The sequence below is a fragment of the Sphingomonas sp. SORGH_AS_0438 genome (genome assembly GCF_031453475.1).
Taxonomy (GTDB): domain Bacteria; phylum Pseudomonadota; class Alphaproteobacteria; order Sphingomonadales; family Sphingomonadaceae; genus Sphingomonas.
Genome location: NZ_JAVIZS010000001.1, coordinates 166,734 through 182,732 on the forward strand (window position 1 = coordinate 166,734; position 15,999 = coordinate 182,732).

Below are 15,999 nucleotides of genomic sequence, written 5' to 3' on the forward strand. Positions count from 1 at the left end.
CTCCTGGTCAGAAAAACAGCTTGCGGATCGACAGCCGCACCGATCGGCCCAGCGGATCGAGATAACCGGGCTGGTAGCTGACCGGTGTCGTCCCGTCCGCGTCGCGCACCCGCTGGCGCTGGTTGAACAGGTTGCCGACCGACAGCGTGACCCGTGCGCCCCGCATCCAGGGATGCGCCCTGACCCAATCGAGCCGCCCGCCCAGATCGGCGAAGAGTCGAAGGTCGAGCGTGGTCAGGTCGGAAAAGGCGAGCGTGTCGGCCGAGGTCAGGCCGTTGACGCGGGTCGGGCTCTGATAGTTGAGCGACAGGCGCGCACCCAGGCCGTTGTTCACATAACCGGCCTGGCCCTCGACCTCGTGCCGCGACTGGCCGCCCGAGGCGCTGATCGCGTCGCCGTTCAACAGGTCGAGCGACGGCCCACCATTCGCCACCAGCAGGCGGTTGGTGAAGTTCCAGGTATGATAGACCGCGAACTGGAGCCGGCCGCCACCCTGGCCCCGGCCACCGAAGCCGCCGCCGCCGCGATACCCGCCGCCGCCGAAACCGCGTCCGCCGCCGCCCGGACCGCCAGGACCGCCCCCATCCGGGCCACCGGGCGGCGGACCATCGCCACCCGCCCGTCGCTCGCCGCCGCCGCCGCCGCCGGGCGGACGCAGGCCGGCAAAGGGATTGGGGCCGGTGCCGTTGCGATAGGCCTCCAGCTCACGTTGCACCCTGGATTTGAGTGCGTGGGAGAAATTGATGCCCCAGCGCAGCTGGCTGCTCTCGGCCCGTGCGAAATTGACCGGCCGCGTATCGATGCGGAGCAGGGTGCCGTCGGCATCGCGGGTGAGGCGGTCGGGAAAGGCGGCCTCGATCGCGGCGGTCGCGACCGGGAAGCCCTGGATGGGATTGTCGGTCCGGCTGTCCACATAATTGGCGGTCAGCGTCAGGTCGGTCGCCGCCCAGGGCTTCACCGTCACGCCGATCTTCTTCACATGGCGTTCGTTGGACACCAAGGCGGGATTGCCGCCGGTCACCGTCGTCACCGTGGCGGTGGTGCCGCGCACATAGTCGAAGATACGCACTCCGGGCGTGGCGATGGTCGGGTTGCCCAGCTGCTGCGCGGTCGGCGCATTCTCCTGGTCGGTGGCGGAGGCGATGATCCGCACCGCCGGGATCGGGGCCCAGTTGACCCCGTAGCCGGTGGTCAGCAACGTGCCGAAGTCGGACAGGTGATTGACCGACAGATTGCCATTGAGCGACAGATTGCCGATCGCGCCCAGCACGCCGCGCGACTTGCTGGCGATGGGCAGGTCGATATTGGCCTGGCCGTTGGCGCTGTCGCGCGAGACTCCGCCGCTGCTCGACACGCCGTTCCGGAAGCTGTCGGCGCTGAAGTCGCTGGTATTCGCCCCGGCGCGCAGGCTGGTCGTCACCTCGCCCGCCGGCAGGCGGAACGGGCTGCCGGTGACGAGCAGGTCGCCGCCGCCCTGGCTGGAGACGGAGCGCGCGCGATTGGCGGCGAAGGCGTTGAGGTCGCCGGGCCGGAAGGGGTCGTCGACCCCCGCCGCGCCCGCATCCAGCCGCGCCTGGAAGCCGCTGGGGTCCAGCCCGGTATCGGTCAGCGTGGTCGACACCACCCGGTCGTAATTGCCGGTGAACGACCAGTTCCACCCTCCGCCCAGCAGGCCGTTCAACGTGCTGCCCAGATGCGTGGTCGCGCTGGTCGACCGCTGCGCCAGCGGCAGGACGCTGCCGTCATCGACATAGCGGGTCACCGCCGTGCCGTCCGGCGCGGTCAGGGCGATGCCGGGCAGGCCGAACTGGCTGGTCGAATCGCTCAGCTCGTACCGGCCGTTGAGCGTCGCGGAGACACCCAGCACCGGCCGCGCGACGATGCCGTTGGCGCTGAAGTTGCGCGTCGAGGACAGCAGGGTGCGATAGGGCGTCTGGTCGAAATTGGTCGCGCCCGGATCGTCGCTGGCGCGCGGGTCGATGCCGCGTTCCGCCTCGGTCAGCGGGGTGGCGCGCTCATATTCCAGATGCAGGTTGGTGCGCGTGTCGCGCCGGATCGCGAGCAGGTCGGCCTCGCCCTGCGCGTCGTTGCGGCCGCCGGCGGTCGGCACGCGGTCGGCCGCCTCCAGCGTCGCGGCGCGGAAGCGGCGACGCAGGACGATGTTCACCACCTTCTGGTCGGCGCTATAGCCGTATTTCAGCGACACTTCCTCGGGCAGGATCTCGACGCGCTGGATCGCCTCGGTCGGGATGTCGCGGATTTCCTGGAAGCCGGAAATGCGTCGGCCGTTGAGCAGCACCACCGGCGCGCCGCCCTGGCCGCGCCCGCTGGTCGTCTGCGGCGACAATTCGTTGAGCAGGTCCGATACCGAGCTGACGCCATAGGAGCGGATGTCGGCCGCGCCCAGGGTCTGGTCGGGGGGAATGTCGCCGATCACCGATCCGGGCAGCTTGCGCGATCCGGTGACAACGATGTCCTCGCCGGCATCGTCCGCCTCTGGTTCCGCCTCTTGGCTGCCGGCGGTCGGCGTCGGCGTCGAAGTCGGCACGCCGGCCGGCGGCGCGGCCTGCTGGGCGCGGACCGGGTTGGGAATTGCGAGGATCGCGAGGGACGCTGCCCACCATTTGTTCATGGCTGCGGCCGCTAGCCGCCAATTGTCGCAGGATTATGCCGAATCGTGATCGCGCGTCGTCCAAGCTGCCGCCGCACCCGCCAGCACCAGTGCCCAACCCCAGCCGCGTCCACGCCGCAGGGCTCCCAGGCCCCCCGCCGTGACGACCGAGGCGAACAGCCCGGCCCGGCCGGCGATCCGGTCCGCCACGACGAAGTCGCCGACACCGGTCGACGGCGCGGCGGGGGCGGGGGCAGGGGCCGGCGCTGCCGCTTCGGCCAGCCCGCCGGTCTTGGGCGCGCCGGCGACGCTGCGCTCCAGCCCGGCGATCAGTTCCGCGCCGAGCAGCACGACATAGGCCGACAGCCATAGCCAGGTCAGCATCACCACGATCGCGCCGAGCGACCCATAGGTCGCGTCATAGCTGCCGAAATTCGCGACATAGAGGCCGAAGCCGACCGTCATCGCCAGCCAGCACAAGGTCGCGACCACCGATCCCGGCGTCAGCCAGGCCCAATGCGCCGCCTGACGGTCCGGCCCGAAGCGATAGAGCGTCGTCGCCCCGCCGATCGCCATCCCCGCCAGCACCACATAGGAGGCGAGCGCGAGCAGGCGCGGCACGATGCTGGGGGACCAGGGGGCCAGCGTGCCCAGCCAGGTCGCCAGCGCGATCGTCGCCATCGCGCCCAGCATCAGCAGCACCGCGCCCGCCGTGATCGCCAGCGCCAGCGCATATTGGCGGACGATCCCGCGCGTCTCCGGCACCTCGAACGCAACGTTGAGCGCGGTGACCACCGCCCCCGCGCCCTTCATCGCGCCATAGAGCGCCAGACCCAGGGCGAGGATCAGGCCGAAACCCTTCTTGCCGCCCGACGCCTCCACCACGGTCAGCAACTGTTCGCCGATCAGCTTGGCGACTTCGCGCGGCATCACGTCGGTCAGCGCCGCGATGCTCTTGCCGACCGTCTGCGGATCGGCGGCGAGGCCGTAGGTCAGCACCACCGCACCCAGCAACGGCACGATCGACAGGAAGGCGTAGAAAGCGACGCCCGCCGCGATCAGCGAGATATTGTCGAGCCCCGATGCCGCCCAGACCTGCTTCAGCACATCCCACCAGCCACCGGGCGGCCGTGCCCATAGCGCGGCGATCCGCGACGTCGTTCGATCCATGTCGTTCCTTCCGAATCGTCCTGACGTTGCCCGATCAAACCGGCGGGGGGCCGGGAGCGTTCCGAAGCGGTTGCGTATACCTGCGGCAAGGCGCATAACCATCGCTACGTCAGTCGCGGCGTGCGCCGACCGCCCCTGCCTCTCCCCTCTCGATCCGGAGCCTGACCATGGCCGACGACGCCCAATTCTACCGTGCCCGCGCCGAGCAGGAGCGCGCCAACGCCCAGGCCGCGCGGCTGGACAATGTCCGCGAGCGCTGCGACCGCGCCGCCACCACCTGGGAGGCGATGGCGGTCCGGGCCGAGCAGACCCAGGTTCGCCGCGCCGCACGCGAAGCCGCCACCGCCGAGGCACGCGTCGCGTCCTTGCAGGACTAGGGGACGCATTCCAGGCGTCTTCCCTGCCGGGGGAGGAATTTTTCCGCTTCGTTCGACACCTATCCGATGATCGCCTAGACGCCGGGGCATGACAGAGCATGTCGCGATCGTCGGCGGCGGGTTCAGCGGTACGCTGCTCGCGATCAACCTGCTGCGCTTCGGCGGACCCACGGCGACGCTGATCGACCGTTCGGCCGAGCGGATCGCGCGCGGCGTCGCCTATAGCGCGACCGATCCCGCGCATCTGCTCAATGTCCGGGCCGCCGGCATGAGCGCCTTTCCCGACGATGCCGATCATTTCGTCCGCTGGCTGGCGGCGCGGCATGGCGGGGCGGCGGCCAGCTTCGTGCCGCGCCTGCTCTACGGCGAATATCTGGCGGAGACGCTCGCCGCCGTGCGCGACGACCGGCTGACGCTGTGCACCGGCGATGTGCGGGCGGTGACCGACGCGGGCGTCCGGCTGGCCGATGGACGCGCGATCGCGGCGGACATGGTAGTGCTGGCGACCGGCAACCTGCCTCCGCATACGCCGCCCGGCATCGATCCGGCGGCGCTGCCGGAGGGCCGCTATCTCGACGATCCGTGGCGCGCCGATCCGGCGCGGGGACTGGGCGCGGAGGATCGGGTGCTGTTGCTCGGCACCGGGCTGACCGCGATCGACGTGGCGCTGCAACTGGATGCCAGCGGGTTCGAGGGGCGGATCGTCGCCCTGTCGCGGCGCGGGTTGCGGCCGCACCGCCATGTCGAGGGCGCGGCCCCGGCGCGGCCGAGAACCGACCTGCCCGGCGTGGCTTTGTCGGGACTGATCCGCGACCTCCGGGACCAGGCGGCGGCGGAACCGGGTGGCTGGCGCGCCGCGGTCGACAGCCTGCGGCCGGTGACGCAACGGCTCTGGGGCGCCAGCGACCGGGCGACGCGCGCGCGCTTCCTGCGGCACTTGCGCCCTTTCTGGGACGTGCATCGCCACCGCCTGGCACCGGCGGTCGCCGACCGGATCGATGCGATGGTCGCGGCGGGGCGGCTGCGCTTCGTCGCGGGCAAGGTGGCCGGTGCGGCAGCGACCGCGCCCGGCATCGACCTGTCGTGGCGGCCGCGCCACGCGGAGGCGATCCGGCACATGGCGGTGGCGCGGATCGTCAACTGCACCGGGCCGCAGGGCGACCTGACCCGCACCGACGATCCCCTGCTGGCCGGGCTGGCGGGCGAGGGGGCGATCCGGCCCGACGCACTGCGGCTCGGCATCGATGTCGATGCGCAGTCGCGGGTGATCGATGCGTCGGGTGCGGTGTCCGACCGGCTCTGCTGCATCGGCCCGATGACGCGCGGCGGCTTGTGGGAGGTGGTCGCGGTGCCCGACCTGCGCCGCCAGACCTGGGATTTGGCGCGCCGCCTGTCCCACGCCCAATGGGTGGGCGGCGAGGGCCTGTAGCCGCCGCGGCGTTGCGCGCCGCCCTGCGCACGCCTATCTCCGCGCAATAGAGTCCATGCCTTGGGGGAATGAGCGGAATGACCAGCTTCGACGATCGCGAGCGCGCCTTTGAGGCGAAGTTCGCCCGGGACCAGGAGATGGCGTTCCGCATCACCGCGCGGCGCAACCGGCTGCTCGGCCAATGGGCGGCGGCGCTGATGAAGCTGACCCCGGAGGAGACGGACTCCTATGCCAAGGGCGTGGTCCAGGCCGATTTCGAGGAAGCGGGCGACGAGGACGTCATCCGCAAGCTGGTCGGCGACCTGACCGCCGCCGGGATCGAGGTCGACGAGCCGACCGTGCGCCGCGCGCTCGACGAGCGGCTGGTCGAGGCGCGCCGCCAGTTGATGGAGGCGCAGTAATCATGCCGATGGCCGCCGACGAGATCGCGGAGATGATCCGCGCTGCCATTCCCGATGCCCAGGTCGAGATCACCGACTTGGCCGGGGACGGCGATCATTATGCCGCCCGCGTGGTGTCACCCAGCTTCGCCGGGGTTCCGCGCGTCAAGCAGCACCAGCAGGTCTATGCCGCTTTGGGTGGTCGGATGGGGGGCGTGCTCCACGCGCTCCAGCTCACCACCGCCGCTTCGTGAAGGAAGAGATGATGACCCAGGACGTGAACGCGCGCATCGACGCGCTGGTGAAGGCCAATGACGCCGTGCTGTTCATGAAGGGCAGCCCGCTCTTCCCGCAATGCGGCTTCTCCAGCCGGGCGGTCGCGATCCTCGACCATCTGGGCGCGACCTATGAGAGCGTCGACGTGCTCCAGGACCAGGACATCCGCCAGGGGATCAAGGCCTATTCCGACTGGCCGACCATCCCGCAGCTCTATGTGAAGGGCGAGTTCGTCGGCGGCTCGGACATCATGATGGAGATGTACGAGAGTGGCGAGCTGGCCACGCTGTTCGGCGGCGAGCAGCCGGCGGCCTGACCGGACGGCGATCCCCATGCAACCATCCCGTTGAAGGTCAGGCCTTTGCGGAGGTCCCTACCGTGCTCCTGCGAAGGCAGGAGCCTAGGGTTGCGGATGCCTAAAGGCGTTGTTTTGCTCGGCTCTGGGCTCCTGCCTTCGCAGGAGCGCAAGCTTTGCCGGACGTTCGCAGAGTTCCGCCTCTATCCGGGTGGTGCCTGATGAAACACCGGGCATGAAAAAGGCACGGATCGTATCGTACGATCCGTGCCTTTTCAGCGTCCGGGACGATGCGCCGTCAGGTGCGGCGCGGCTTCGTCGGCTTGGCGCGGTAGGGCGCGCGACCACCCAGGCCACCGGCGTTCGACGGGCGACGGCCATGCGAGGCGCCGCGCGGCGGCGGGCCGTCGGCGGGGACGATCATCAGGTCGCCCTCGTCGCCATCCTTGCCGGCGGTCTTCTGCACCGAGGCCTGGAAGCGACCCGCGATCGCTCGCGGGATTTGCACTAGCGTCTCCGCCGGGCCGATGCGGATCGCACCGATCTCGTCGCGAGTCACATGGCCGCGACGGCAGAGCAGCGGCAGGATCCAGCGCGGATCGGCATTCTGCCGCCGGCCGATGTCGAGCCGGAACCACACCGTGTCCTCGAACCCGGCGCGATGCTCGGTCTCGCGCTGCGGCCGGTCGTTGGGGCCCGATTCGGCGAGTTCCTCGGGCGCGGGCTGGCTGGGCGCGCAGCGCGCGGATCAGCATCGCCGCGACCTCGCCCGGCGCGCGGGTCTCGAGCAGGCGGGCGCCCATCGCCACATCCTCTTCCTCGAACTCCACTGGCTCCGCCAGCTTGGCGAGCAGCCGCTCGCGATCGGCGTCGCGGATCGCCTCGGCGGTCGGCACCGGATGCCAGGCGAAGGCGATCCGCGCGCCCTTCAGCATCATCTCGACCCGGCGGCGGCGCGGATAGGGGACGATCAGGATCGCCGTGCCCTTGCGCCCCGCGCGACCGGTCCGACCGGAGCGGTGCTGCAACGTCTCCGCATCGCGGGGCAGCTCGACATGGACGACCAGGCTCAGGCCCGGCAGGTCGATGCCGCGCGCCGCCACGTCGGTGGCGACGCAGACGCGGGCGCGACCGTCGCGCAGCGCCTGGAGCGCCTGGTTGCGCTCATTCTGCGAATGCTCGCCCGACAGCGCCACGGCGGCGAAGCCGCGCTCGACCAGGCTGGCATGGAGATGGCGGACATTGTCGCGCGTGGCGCAGAACAGGATCGCCGTTTCCGCCTCGTGGAAGCGGAGCAGATTGACCACCGAATGCTCGATGTCCGACGGCGCGACCGCGACCGCCTGGTAATCGATGTCGCCATGCCCGCGGTCCTCGCCCACCGTCGAGATGCGGACCGCATCCTTCTGATAGGTGCGGGCCAGCGCCACGATCGGGCGCGGCAGCGTCGCGGAGAAGAGCAGGGTGCGCCGCTCGGCCGGGGTGCCGTCGAGGATCTGTTCCAGATCGTCGCGGAAGCCCATGTCGAGCATCTCGTCCGCCTCGTCGAGCACGGCGGCCTTGAGGTTCTGGAGCTTCAGCGCGCCGCGTTCGAGATGGTCGCGGAGACGGCCGGGGGTGCCGACGACGATATGCGCGCCGTGGTTGAGCGTGCGCCGCTCGCGCACCGCGTCCATGCCGCCGACGCAGGTGGCGATTCGGGCACCGGCATAGAGCCATTCCAGCTCGCGGCTGACCTGCAGCGCCAGTTCGCGCGTCGGCGCGATCACCAGCGCCAGTGGCGGGCCGGCCGGCGGCATCGCGCCGTCGACCAGCAGGTCGTCGGCCATGGCGAGGCCGAAGGCGACCGTCTTGCCCGAGCCGGTCTGGGCCGACACGAGCAGGTCGCGCCCCTGGGCTTCGTCGGCGATGACCGAGGCCTGGACGGGGGTGAGGGTTTCATAACCACGCGCGGCGAGAGCCGCCGAGAGTGGGGCAGGAAGCGTATCAGGAAGCATGTGGCTCCAATATGGGGACGCCGACACCCATAGGCCAGCATCATAAGCATAGGGGTCCATCCCCCTATAGCGCGTGCCCTGTAGCCGATCCGCTCGCCCATGCCCATTGAAAATTATAGCCGCCCAGCCATCCGGTCACATCGACCGCCTCGCCGATCGCGTAAAACCCGGGAACACGGCGTGATTCCATGGTCTTGGAGGAAAGCTCGGCGGTGCTGATGCCGCCCACCGTCACCTCGGCCTTGGCATAGCCCTCGGTCCCGTTGGGCCGGAACGGCCATGCCCCGAGTCGTTCACCCGCCGCACGCAGCGCCTTGTCGGTCGCGTCCGCCAGCCGGTCGATGCCCAGCCGCTCCGCCAGCGTCTCGGCCAGCCGGTCGGGCAGGGGAAGCAGCTTGCGCAGCGACGCGCGCGGCTGTTCCCGCTTCGCCGCGAGCAGCCAGTCGGACGGGCGGTCGGGCAGGAAGTCGATCCGCACCTCCGCGCCCGACCGCCAATAGGAGGAGGCCTGGAGGATGGCCGGGCCCGACAGGCCGCGATGCGTGAACAGCGCCGCCTCGCGAAAGCCGGGACCGGCGGCGGTCGCGCACACCTCGGTCGCGACTCCCGACAATTCGCGGAACAGCGCCTCGTCCGGGCCCAGCGTCAGCGGCACCAGCGCCGGGCGCGGCTCGACCAGCTTCAGCCCGAACTGCTTGGCGAGCCGGTAGGAAAAGTCGCTCGCCCCGATCTTGGGGATGGAAGGACCGCCGGTCGCGATCACAAGGCGGGGCGCGCTATCGGTGCGGCTGGCCGAGGCGACGCGGAACCGCGTGCCGTCATGCTCGACCGTCACCGCCTGGCCCATCGCCCAGTCGACGCCGCCCATCTCGCACTCGCCGACCAGCATCTCGACGATCTGCCGCGCGCTGCCGTCGCAGAAGAGCTGGCCCAGCGTCTTCTCATGCCAGGCGATGCCGTGCCGCTCGACCAGCTCCAGGAAATCGGCGGGCGTGTAGCGGCCGAGCGCCGACTTGGCGAAATGCGGATTGGCGGACAGGAAGCGATCGGGCGTGGTGTCGCGATTGGTGAAGTTGCACCGCCCGCCGCCCGAGATCAGGATCTTGGCCCCGGGGCGCGGCACATGGTCGACCAGCAGCACCCGCCGGCCGCGTTGCCCGGCGACGGCGGCGCACATCATTCCGGCCGCGCCGGCCCCCAGCACGATCGCGTCATAGTCGCTCACGGAATGTCGGGCCCTATCGCAGCTTGGCGATCGACAGGCCGTCGGCCTTGGCGCGGTCCTTGACCGACTCCTCGCTGCGGGTCAGCGCCTTGGCGATCGCCTTCAGTGCCATGCCCTTCTTGGCGAGCTGGTGCAGCTTCTGCACTTCGTCCGGCTTCCAGGGCTGGCGATGGCGTTCGAACTTCTCGGCCATTATCGGCGCTCCACATCAAGGACTTCGATCGCGTCGTCGCGACCCTGGAAGGGCAGGCAATCCCCCGCCGCCGCGCCCATCAGCGCGCGGGCGAGCGGCGCGGCATAGGCGATGCGCGCCTCCGCATCCGCCTCGTCATGGCCGACGATGGTGATCGTGCGCGTCGCGCCGTTCAGGCGGAAGGTGACGGTGCTGCCGATCCCCGCCTCGTCCGGCGCGGGGGCGGGGGCGACCACGGCGGTGGCGACGCGGGTGCGCCAGTAGCGAAGGTCGCGGAGCAGCGGCTCGCGCGCCTCACCCTCGGTACCGGCGAGTTGCGCCTCGATCGCGGCGGCCCGCGCGGCGAGCAGCGCCGGACCGGCGGCGGTCACCAGATTGGGGCCGGGCGGGATCGGCAGCTCGAATTTCGGCTCCAGATGCTCCTCGTCGCTTTCGCGGCGGAAGGCGACGCTCATGATGGCATGTCCATCACCGGCACATAGGGACGGCGGGGCGCGCGCGAAAGCAGGCGGATACGGTGAACGGAGGGGGCATCGGTTCGCATCGGGGGGCCGGGCATGCTATATGGGAGTCATGACAACGATCCCCCATCAATATCCGATCGCGGTCGATCCCGCGGACATCGACTTCATGGGGCATGTCAACAATGCCAGCTACCTGAAATGGGTGCAGCATGCCGTCGTCAGCCATTGGGAAAAGCTCGCCCCCGCCGAGGCGGTGGCCGAGCATCTCTGGGTCGCGCTGAAGCATGAGATCACCTATCGCAAGCCGGCCTTCCTCGAAGACGAGGTGATCGCCACCGTCATCTTGGAAAAGGTGCAGGGCGCGCGGGCCTTTTACGAAACGGTGATCCGCCGGGGCGAGGAAGTGCTGGCCGAGGTCAAGTCGAGCTGGTGCTGCCTGGACGCCGAGACGCTGCGCCCGGCGCGGCTCGCGAAGAGCGTGGTCGACCGGTTTTTCTGATCCTCACGCGCGGGCCGGTCGTGGTTCGTGCGGAGTTGCGATGGCGCCACGTCGTAAGGCTATAGGTGTCGTTCCCTGATCCCGTGTTCCCCGGCGAAGGCCGGGGCCCAGTTGGGAAGGTTGCAGTCATGGAGCGCTGCGCGCCGTCACCATCGTCCCCCAACTAGGCCCCGGCCTTCGCCGGGGAGCAGGATGGAGGGGATCGAGTAACGCCCCCTGCCTTCACTCCACCGGCGCGACATCGACGCTGACGTCCATCGCCTGCGCGCCCGAACCCAGCACCACGCCGTCGACGGGTGCGATCTCGGCATAGTCGCGGCCGACCGCCATCACGATATGGTCGCTCGCCATCCAGATGCCGTTGGTGGGGTCCAGCCCGACCCAGCCGCGCGCCGGCCCGCACCAGAGCAGGACCCAGGCATGGGTCGCGTCCGCGCCGACCAGTCGCGCCTGGCCCGGCGGCGGGATGGTGCGGATATAGCCGGAGGCATAGGCGGCGGGCAGGCCCGCGCCGCGAAGCCCGGCGATCATGATCTGCGCGAAATCCTGGCACACGCCGCGCCGCTGGCGGAACGCCTGTGCCGGCGGCGTGTCGACCAGGGTGGCGGTCGCGTCGAACTGGAACTCGCGCTGGATGCGCAGCGCCAGCGCGATCCCCGCCTCCAGACTGCCGCGATCCGGGTCGAGATCGGGTGCGCACCAGGCGGCGATGTCGCGGTCGAGCGGGATCAGCGGCGAGGGATAGAGATAGGCCGCCGGTCCCGCCGCCGACAGGTCGCGGCTGGTCCGCGCCAGCGCCGCGATCTCCGCCAGCGTCGGGTCGTCGGCGGCGGGCACCGGCACCAGCCGGTCGACCGTCACCCGCGCGACGCTCTCGATCGTCAGCGTCCGCACCGGCTTGTCGACCACCAGCCGGGTGACGTTGGCGAGCCCCGCCTCGGCACGGGCCGGGGAGAGGCGCCCGGTCGGCTCGGCGGAGAGGTTGTAGGCCTCCAGCCGCTGGCCCGGCCAGTCGATCGGCTTCAGCCGCAGGTTGCAGCGCGCGAACTTCACCTGCGCGCCATAGTCGAAGCGGGTCCGGTGGCGGATGTCGTAGGTCGTCATGCCAGCGTCAGCCCGGTCGCGCGCAGCGGCTCCGCGCCTTGCAGGAAATAGCGGCGGGCGACCGCATCGGCCAGCATCCCCAGCCGCCGCTCGATATCGCCCAGCACATCGGCGTCGAGCGTCGCGGCCTCGGCGGTGACGACGATGGCGTGGAGCGCGGTCGCCTGCGCCTGTTGCGGCTCCGCCATCTCGTCGTCGCTCAGGACCGGCAGTTCGGCGAGGCGCGCGCCGATCCGCTCGGTCTGGAAGGCGATGCTGCGCGGATTGCCGGGGTCGAGCGCGACCAGATCGACCACCGCGACCCGCGCGATGCCGGTCGGGTAACGCTGGCGATAGCTGATCTGGCTGTCGGCCAGGTCGAGCAGCGTCGACAGGTCGTCGATGCTGGCCCCCGCCATGCCGAACAGCCGCACCGCGCGGGCGATGCCCATCGCGCGCTCGATCCGCCGGCCGAGATCGTGGAAGCGCCAGGCCGAGGTACGGACCATATGTTCCGCCGACAGGCCGGCGATCGCGGCATAGCGGCGCTGGAGCGAGCCGGCGCGCTCCAGCATCCCGCGCTGGCTGGGGAAGGGGGCTTCGAGCAGCCGCACCATGTCCGCCGACAGCCGGTCGCGCGATCCCTCGCCGATCGTGCGGGCGTGGCGGTTGATGCGGGCGACCGAGTGGAAGCCGTCATCCTCCATCGCCTGCTTGGCGAAGGCGGTCAGCGCGGCGCGCGACAATGAGGGCGGATGGGCCGCCGCGCCCGCCCCCTCGATCGCGCCGACCAGCCGGCCGAGCGTCGCGGGCGGCAGCACCGCGCCCGCCTCCACGTCGATCGAATGGCCGAGCAGCACGCGGATCGCGCCGAGCAGCGCCTCGCCCCGCTCCAGATAGCGGCCGAGCCAGAAGAAATTGTCCGCGACCCGGCTGGGCAGCGTGCCCGGATTGCGGCGGACATGGAGCGAATCGGGCGCGGTCAGCAGCGAGACGGGCGCCACCGGGTCGGGCCCGTGGATGCAGACATCGGCCGACCACAGCCCCTCGCCGATCACCGAGGCGGTGGCCTCGGGATGCTCGCCGATCCGGCCGAAGCCGCCGGGCATCACCACCCAGCCGCCATCGCCGCCCCGCGCCAGGAAGACGCGCAGGGTGAAGGGCCGCGCCTCCAACCGGTCGTCGATCACCACTGGCATGGTCGACAGGCGGACCTGTTCCTGCCCGACATAATCCTGCGGCCGGCGCGCCAGGTCGGCGAGCAGCGCGGCGCGCGGCGCATCCTCGGCCAGGCCGAAGGGCAGGTGCTGGAAGGCCGGACCGATCGCCAGCCTGTCGAGATTCGCGGCGACATGCGCACGTTCCGCTTCGCCGCCGCACCACCAGGTGGCGATGGTCGGCAGGCGCAGGCCTTCGCCCAGCACCGCCTGGGCCAGCGCGGGCATGAAGGCGTGGAAGGCCGGGGCCTCCAGCACGCCGGCACCCGGCGCATTGGCGAGCACGACATTGCCGGCGGCAAAGGCGTCGATCAGGCCGGGCACGCCGATCTGCGAATGGGCGTCGAAGGCGAGCGGGTCGAGCAGGCGCGGGTCGAGCCGCCGCCACAGCGCGTCGATCCGCTTCAGCCCGCCGATCGTGCGGACATAGACCTGGTCCTCCAGCGCGGCGAGGTCCGCGCCCTCGACCAGCAACAGCCCCAGATAGCGCGCCAGATGCGCCTGTTCGGGATAGCTGGGATTGTAGCGGCCGGGCGTCAGCAGTCCGATTCGCGGGTCGGTCCGCCGGCAGAGCGCGGCCAGGCCGGCGCGCCACGCGGCGAAGAAGGGGGCATGGCGCTGGACGTTGAGCTTGGCCTGGAGCCCGCCCAGCGTCCGCCCGACCGCCAGCCGGTTCTCCAGCGCATAGCCGGCACCGGCGGGCGCGCGCAGGTGATCGGCAAGCACGCGCCATTCGCCGCTCGGCCCCCGCGCCAGGTCGAAGGCGATGAAATGCAGATGCCGGCCGCCCGGCGGGGTCAGTCCGACCATCGGTCGCAGGAACAGCGGGCTGCCGGTGACCAGGGCGGCGGGCAGCACCCCGTCCGTCACCAGCTTCGCCTCGCCATAGAGATCCGCGACGACGCGTTCGAGCAGCTCGGCGCGCTGTATCACGCCGGCGGCGATGCCGGCCCATTCGCCCGTCTCGATCAGCAGCGGCACGGGCGAGACCGGCCAGGGGCGCTCCTCCATCTCGCCGATGACGCGGAAGCCGGTGCCCATGTCGGCGGCGTGGCGCTGCACCCGTTCGCGCGCATGGCCGAGATCGTCGGAGGCGACGGCCGCCAGTTCCTCGAACATCGCGCGCCACGGCGCGGGGCTGCCGGCGCGCAGCATGTCGGCGGCGGGCGCGCGGGCGCAATACTCGTCGATCCAGCGCCGGGCGTGGAGACCGGCATCGAACAGCGGCGCGGCGGGCGGGGAGGCGGCATCGTTCGCCATGGGGAACAGGCGGTCTCCAGCGAAGGGGCAGGCTTGGGCTGGTGTCACGGATCGATGCGGCCGCGCAACAGCAATCTATCGGCCGCCGCCATTCCCTTACATCGGCGTTCCGCCTAGAGCGCGGCGCATGTCGGTGGACTCTCTTGGCCAGGCGCCCGCCGATTGGCGGGGCGAAGCGCGCGCATTGGCGTGGCTGGCGGGGCCGCTGGTCGCGGCGAATCTGTTGCAGATGGCGGTGTTCGCCATCGACGTGGTCTTCGTCGCGCGGCTGGGCGCGGTGCCGTTCGCGGCGGCGACGCTGGGCGTGTTCCTGTTTCATATCCTCGGATTCGGCATGGTCGGGCTGGTCGGCGCGGCCGAGCCGCTGATCGCGGCCGCGATCGGCCGGCGGGTCGGCGCGGTGCGGCAGGTGCGCCGTTCGTTCCGCATGGGGATGTGGCTGTCCGTCGCGGGCGGGCTGGTCGCGATGCTGGTGCTGAACCTCACCGCGCCGCTGCTGCGTCTGGCCGGGCAGGATGCGGCGGTCGCGGCGCAGGCGGGCGCATTCTGCCGCATCCTGTCGCTGGCGGTGATCCCGGCGGTGCTGTCCGCGCTGATGCGGATGACGGCGGCGGCGCTGGGCCGGCCGGGCTGGGCGCTGCTGGTGACGGCGATCAGCCTGGTCGTGGGCCTATTGGCCAATTATGCGCTGGTCTTCGGTCATTTCGGCCTGCCGGCCCTGGGCCTGCGGGGATCGGCGCTGGCCAGCGTCACCGTCTCCGTGACCGCGACCTTCGCCTATGCCCTGATCCTGTGGCGCGACCGGCGGCTGCGTCGCTTCCACCTGTTCGGTCGCTGGTGGCGGCCGGAGGGGTCGCGCATGGTCGAGATCGCGACACTGGGCGCGCCGATCGCGCTCGGCTGGATCGCGGAGGGCGGGCTGTTCGGCAGCGCGGGCCTGTTGATGGGGCGGATTTCCGTCACTGCGATCGATGCCCATGCGGTCGCGCTCAACATCGCCGCCATCGCCTTCCAGATTCCGTTCGGCATCGCCCAGGCGGCGACGATCCGCGTCGGCTTCGCGTACGGCGCGAAGGATGCCGTCTGGGTGGCGCGCGCCGGCCGGGTGGCGATCGTCAGCGGCATCGGCGTGATGGCCGCGACCGCCATGCTGCTCTGGGCGGTGCCGGGCCTCCTGGTGCGCCTCTATGTCGATCCCGCGACCCAGGGCGCGGAGGCGGCGCTGGCGATCGAGCTGCTCGGCGTGGCCGCGCTGTTCCAGCTGTTCGACGGCGCGCAGGCGGTGGCGGCGGGCGTGCTGCGCGGCGTGCAGGATACGCGCGTGCCGATGATGCTCCAGATCTTCGGCTATTGGGCGATCGGATTCGTCATCGCCGCGCTGCTCGCCTTTCCGCTTCGGATGGGCCCGATGGGGGTGTGGTGGGGACTGGCGGCGGGGCTGGGCGTGGTGTCGGCGCTGCTGCTGTGGCGCTGGCATGGCCGGCGCGCCCTGATCCTTGCATCATAGATCAACAAGATAGCTG

At 70.9% G+C, this 15,999-nt stretch carries 14 protein-coding genes and 1 pseudogene; 7 read left to right on the plus strand and 8 right to left on the minus strand.

Annotation, left to right across the window (positions count from 1 at the left end):
• Positions 1-7 precede the first annotated feature (7 nt).
• Together QE452_RS00815 and QE452_RS00820 are read right to left on the minus strand one after the other, a co-directional pair.
• Positions 8-2,632: a TonB-dependent receptor plug domain-containing protein gene (locus tag QE452_RS00815; protein ID WP_309658269.1), complete on the minus strand. Its 2,625-nt coding sequence runs from the start codon at positions 2,630-2,632 to the stop codon at positions 8-10.
• Between the two features lie 33 nt (positions 2,633-2,665).
• Entirely contained in the window at positions 2,666-3,781 is a 1,116-nt protein-coding gene (locus QE452_RS00820; protein WP_309658270.1) for a YihY/virulence factor BrkB family protein, read from the minus strand.
• Between the two features lie 167 nt (positions 3,782-3,948).
• On the opposite strand from QE452_RS00820, the gene QE452_RS00825 reads away from it, so the two are divergent.
• From QE452_RS00825 to grxD, 5 genes are all read left to right on the plus strand, one after another.
• On the plus strand, positions 3,949-4,158 hold the full coding sequence (locus QE452_RS00825; RefSeq protein WP_309658271.1) for a hypothetical protein: 210 nt from the start codon (positions 3,949-3,951) through the stop codon (positions 4,156-4,158).
• 88 nt (positions 4,159-4,246) lie between these two features.
• Complete coding sequence (locus tag QE452_RS00830) at positions 4,247-5,587, plus strand: FAD/NAD(P)-binding protein (RefSeq protein ID WP_309658272.1); 1,341 nt, start codon at positions 4,247-4,249, stop codon at positions 5,585-5,587.
• Between the two features lie 77 nt (positions 5,588-5,664).
• Positions 5,665-5,988, plus strand: coding sequence for a DUF1476 domain-containing protein (locus QE452_RS00835; protein WP_125994979.1), 324 nt, complete (start codon positions 5,665-5,667; stop codon positions 5,986-5,988).
• Positions 5,989-5,990: 2 nt separating this feature from the next.
• Complete coding sequence (locus QE452_RS00840; RefSeq protein WP_125994978.1) at positions 5,991-6,221, plus strand: BolA/IbaG family iron-sulfur metabolism protein; 231 nt, start codon at positions 5,991-5,993, stop codon at positions 6,219-6,221.
• A gap of 11 nt (positions 6,222-6,232) precedes the next feature.
• Positions 6,233-6,559: a Grx4 family monothiol glutaredoxin gene (gene grxD, locus QE452_RS00845; protein ID WP_309658273.1), complete on the plus strand. Its 327-nt coding sequence runs from the start codon at positions 6,233-6,235 to the stop codon at positions 6,557-6,559.
• Between the two features lie 277 nt (positions 6,560-6,836).
• Here grxD and QE452_RS00850 read toward each other — a convergent pair.
• The 4 genes and pseudogenes from QE452_RS00850 to QE452_RS00865 form a co-directional block, all read right to left on the minus strand.
• Positions 6,837-8,535 (minus strand): annotated as a pseudogene (locus QE452_RS00850) (DEAD/DEAH box helicase).
• A gap of 64 nt (positions 8,536-8,599) precedes the next feature.
• The gene (locus QE452_RS00855) at positions 8,600-9,760 is read right to left on the minus strand and encodes an NAD(P)/FAD-dependent oxidoreductase (protein WP_309658275.1); all 1,161 of its coding nucleotides are present in this window, start codon (positions 9,758-9,760) and stop codon (positions 8,600-8,602) included.
• 13 nt (positions 9,761-9,773) lie between these two features.
• Positions 9,774-9,953: a hypothetical protein gene (locus tag QE452_RS00860; RefSeq protein ID WP_184111371.1), complete on the minus strand. Its 180-nt coding sequence runs from the start codon at positions 9,951-9,953 to the stop codon at positions 9,774-9,776.
• Complete coding sequence (locus QE452_RS00865; RefSeq protein ID WP_309658276.1) at positions 9,953-10,408, minus strand: GreA/GreB family elongation factor; 456 nt, start codon at positions 10,406-10,408, stop codon at positions 9,953-9,955. The genes QE452_RS00860 and QE452_RS00865 overlap by 1 nt, the downstream gene beginning before the upstream one ends.
• 109 nt (positions 10,409-10,517) lie before the next feature.
• On the opposite strand from QE452_RS00865, the gene QE452_RS00870 reads away from it, so the two are divergent.
• Positions 10,518-10,916: a thioesterase family protein gene (locus QE452_RS00870; protein WP_125994973.1), complete on the plus strand. Its 399-nt coding sequence runs from the start codon at positions 10,518-10,520 to the stop codon at positions 10,914-10,916.
• A 222-nt stretch (positions 10,917-11,138) separates the two neighbouring features.
• Here QE452_RS00870 and QE452_RS00875 read toward each other — a convergent pair whose 3' ends face one another.
• Together QE452_RS00875 and QE452_RS00880 are read right to left on the minus strand one after the other, a co-directional pair.
• Positions 11,139-12,020 (minus strand): transglutaminase family protein, encoded by an 882-nt coding sequence (locus tag QE452_RS00875; RefSeq protein WP_309658277.1) that lies wholly within the window; start codon positions 12,018-12,020, stop codon positions 11,139-11,141.
• Positions 12,017-14,476 carry a circularly permuted type 2 ATP-grasp protein gene (locus QE452_RS00880; RefSeq protein WP_309658278.1) on the minus strand — a complete coding sequence of 820 codons (2,460 nt, stop codon included), beginning with the start codon at positions 14,474-14,476 and terminating at the stop codon, positions 12,017-12,019. The genes QE452_RS00875 and QE452_RS00880 overlap by 4 nt, the downstream gene beginning before the upstream one ends.
• 127 nt (positions 14,477-14,603) lie before the next feature.
• Between QE452_RS00880 and QE452_RS00885 the strand changes: the two genes are divergently transcribed.
• Entirely contained in the window at positions 14,604-15,983 is a 1,380-nt protein-coding gene (locus tag QE452_RS00885) for an MATE family efflux transporter (RefSeq protein WP_309658279.1), read from the plus strand.
• Positions 15,984-15,999: the final 16 nt, after the last annotated feature.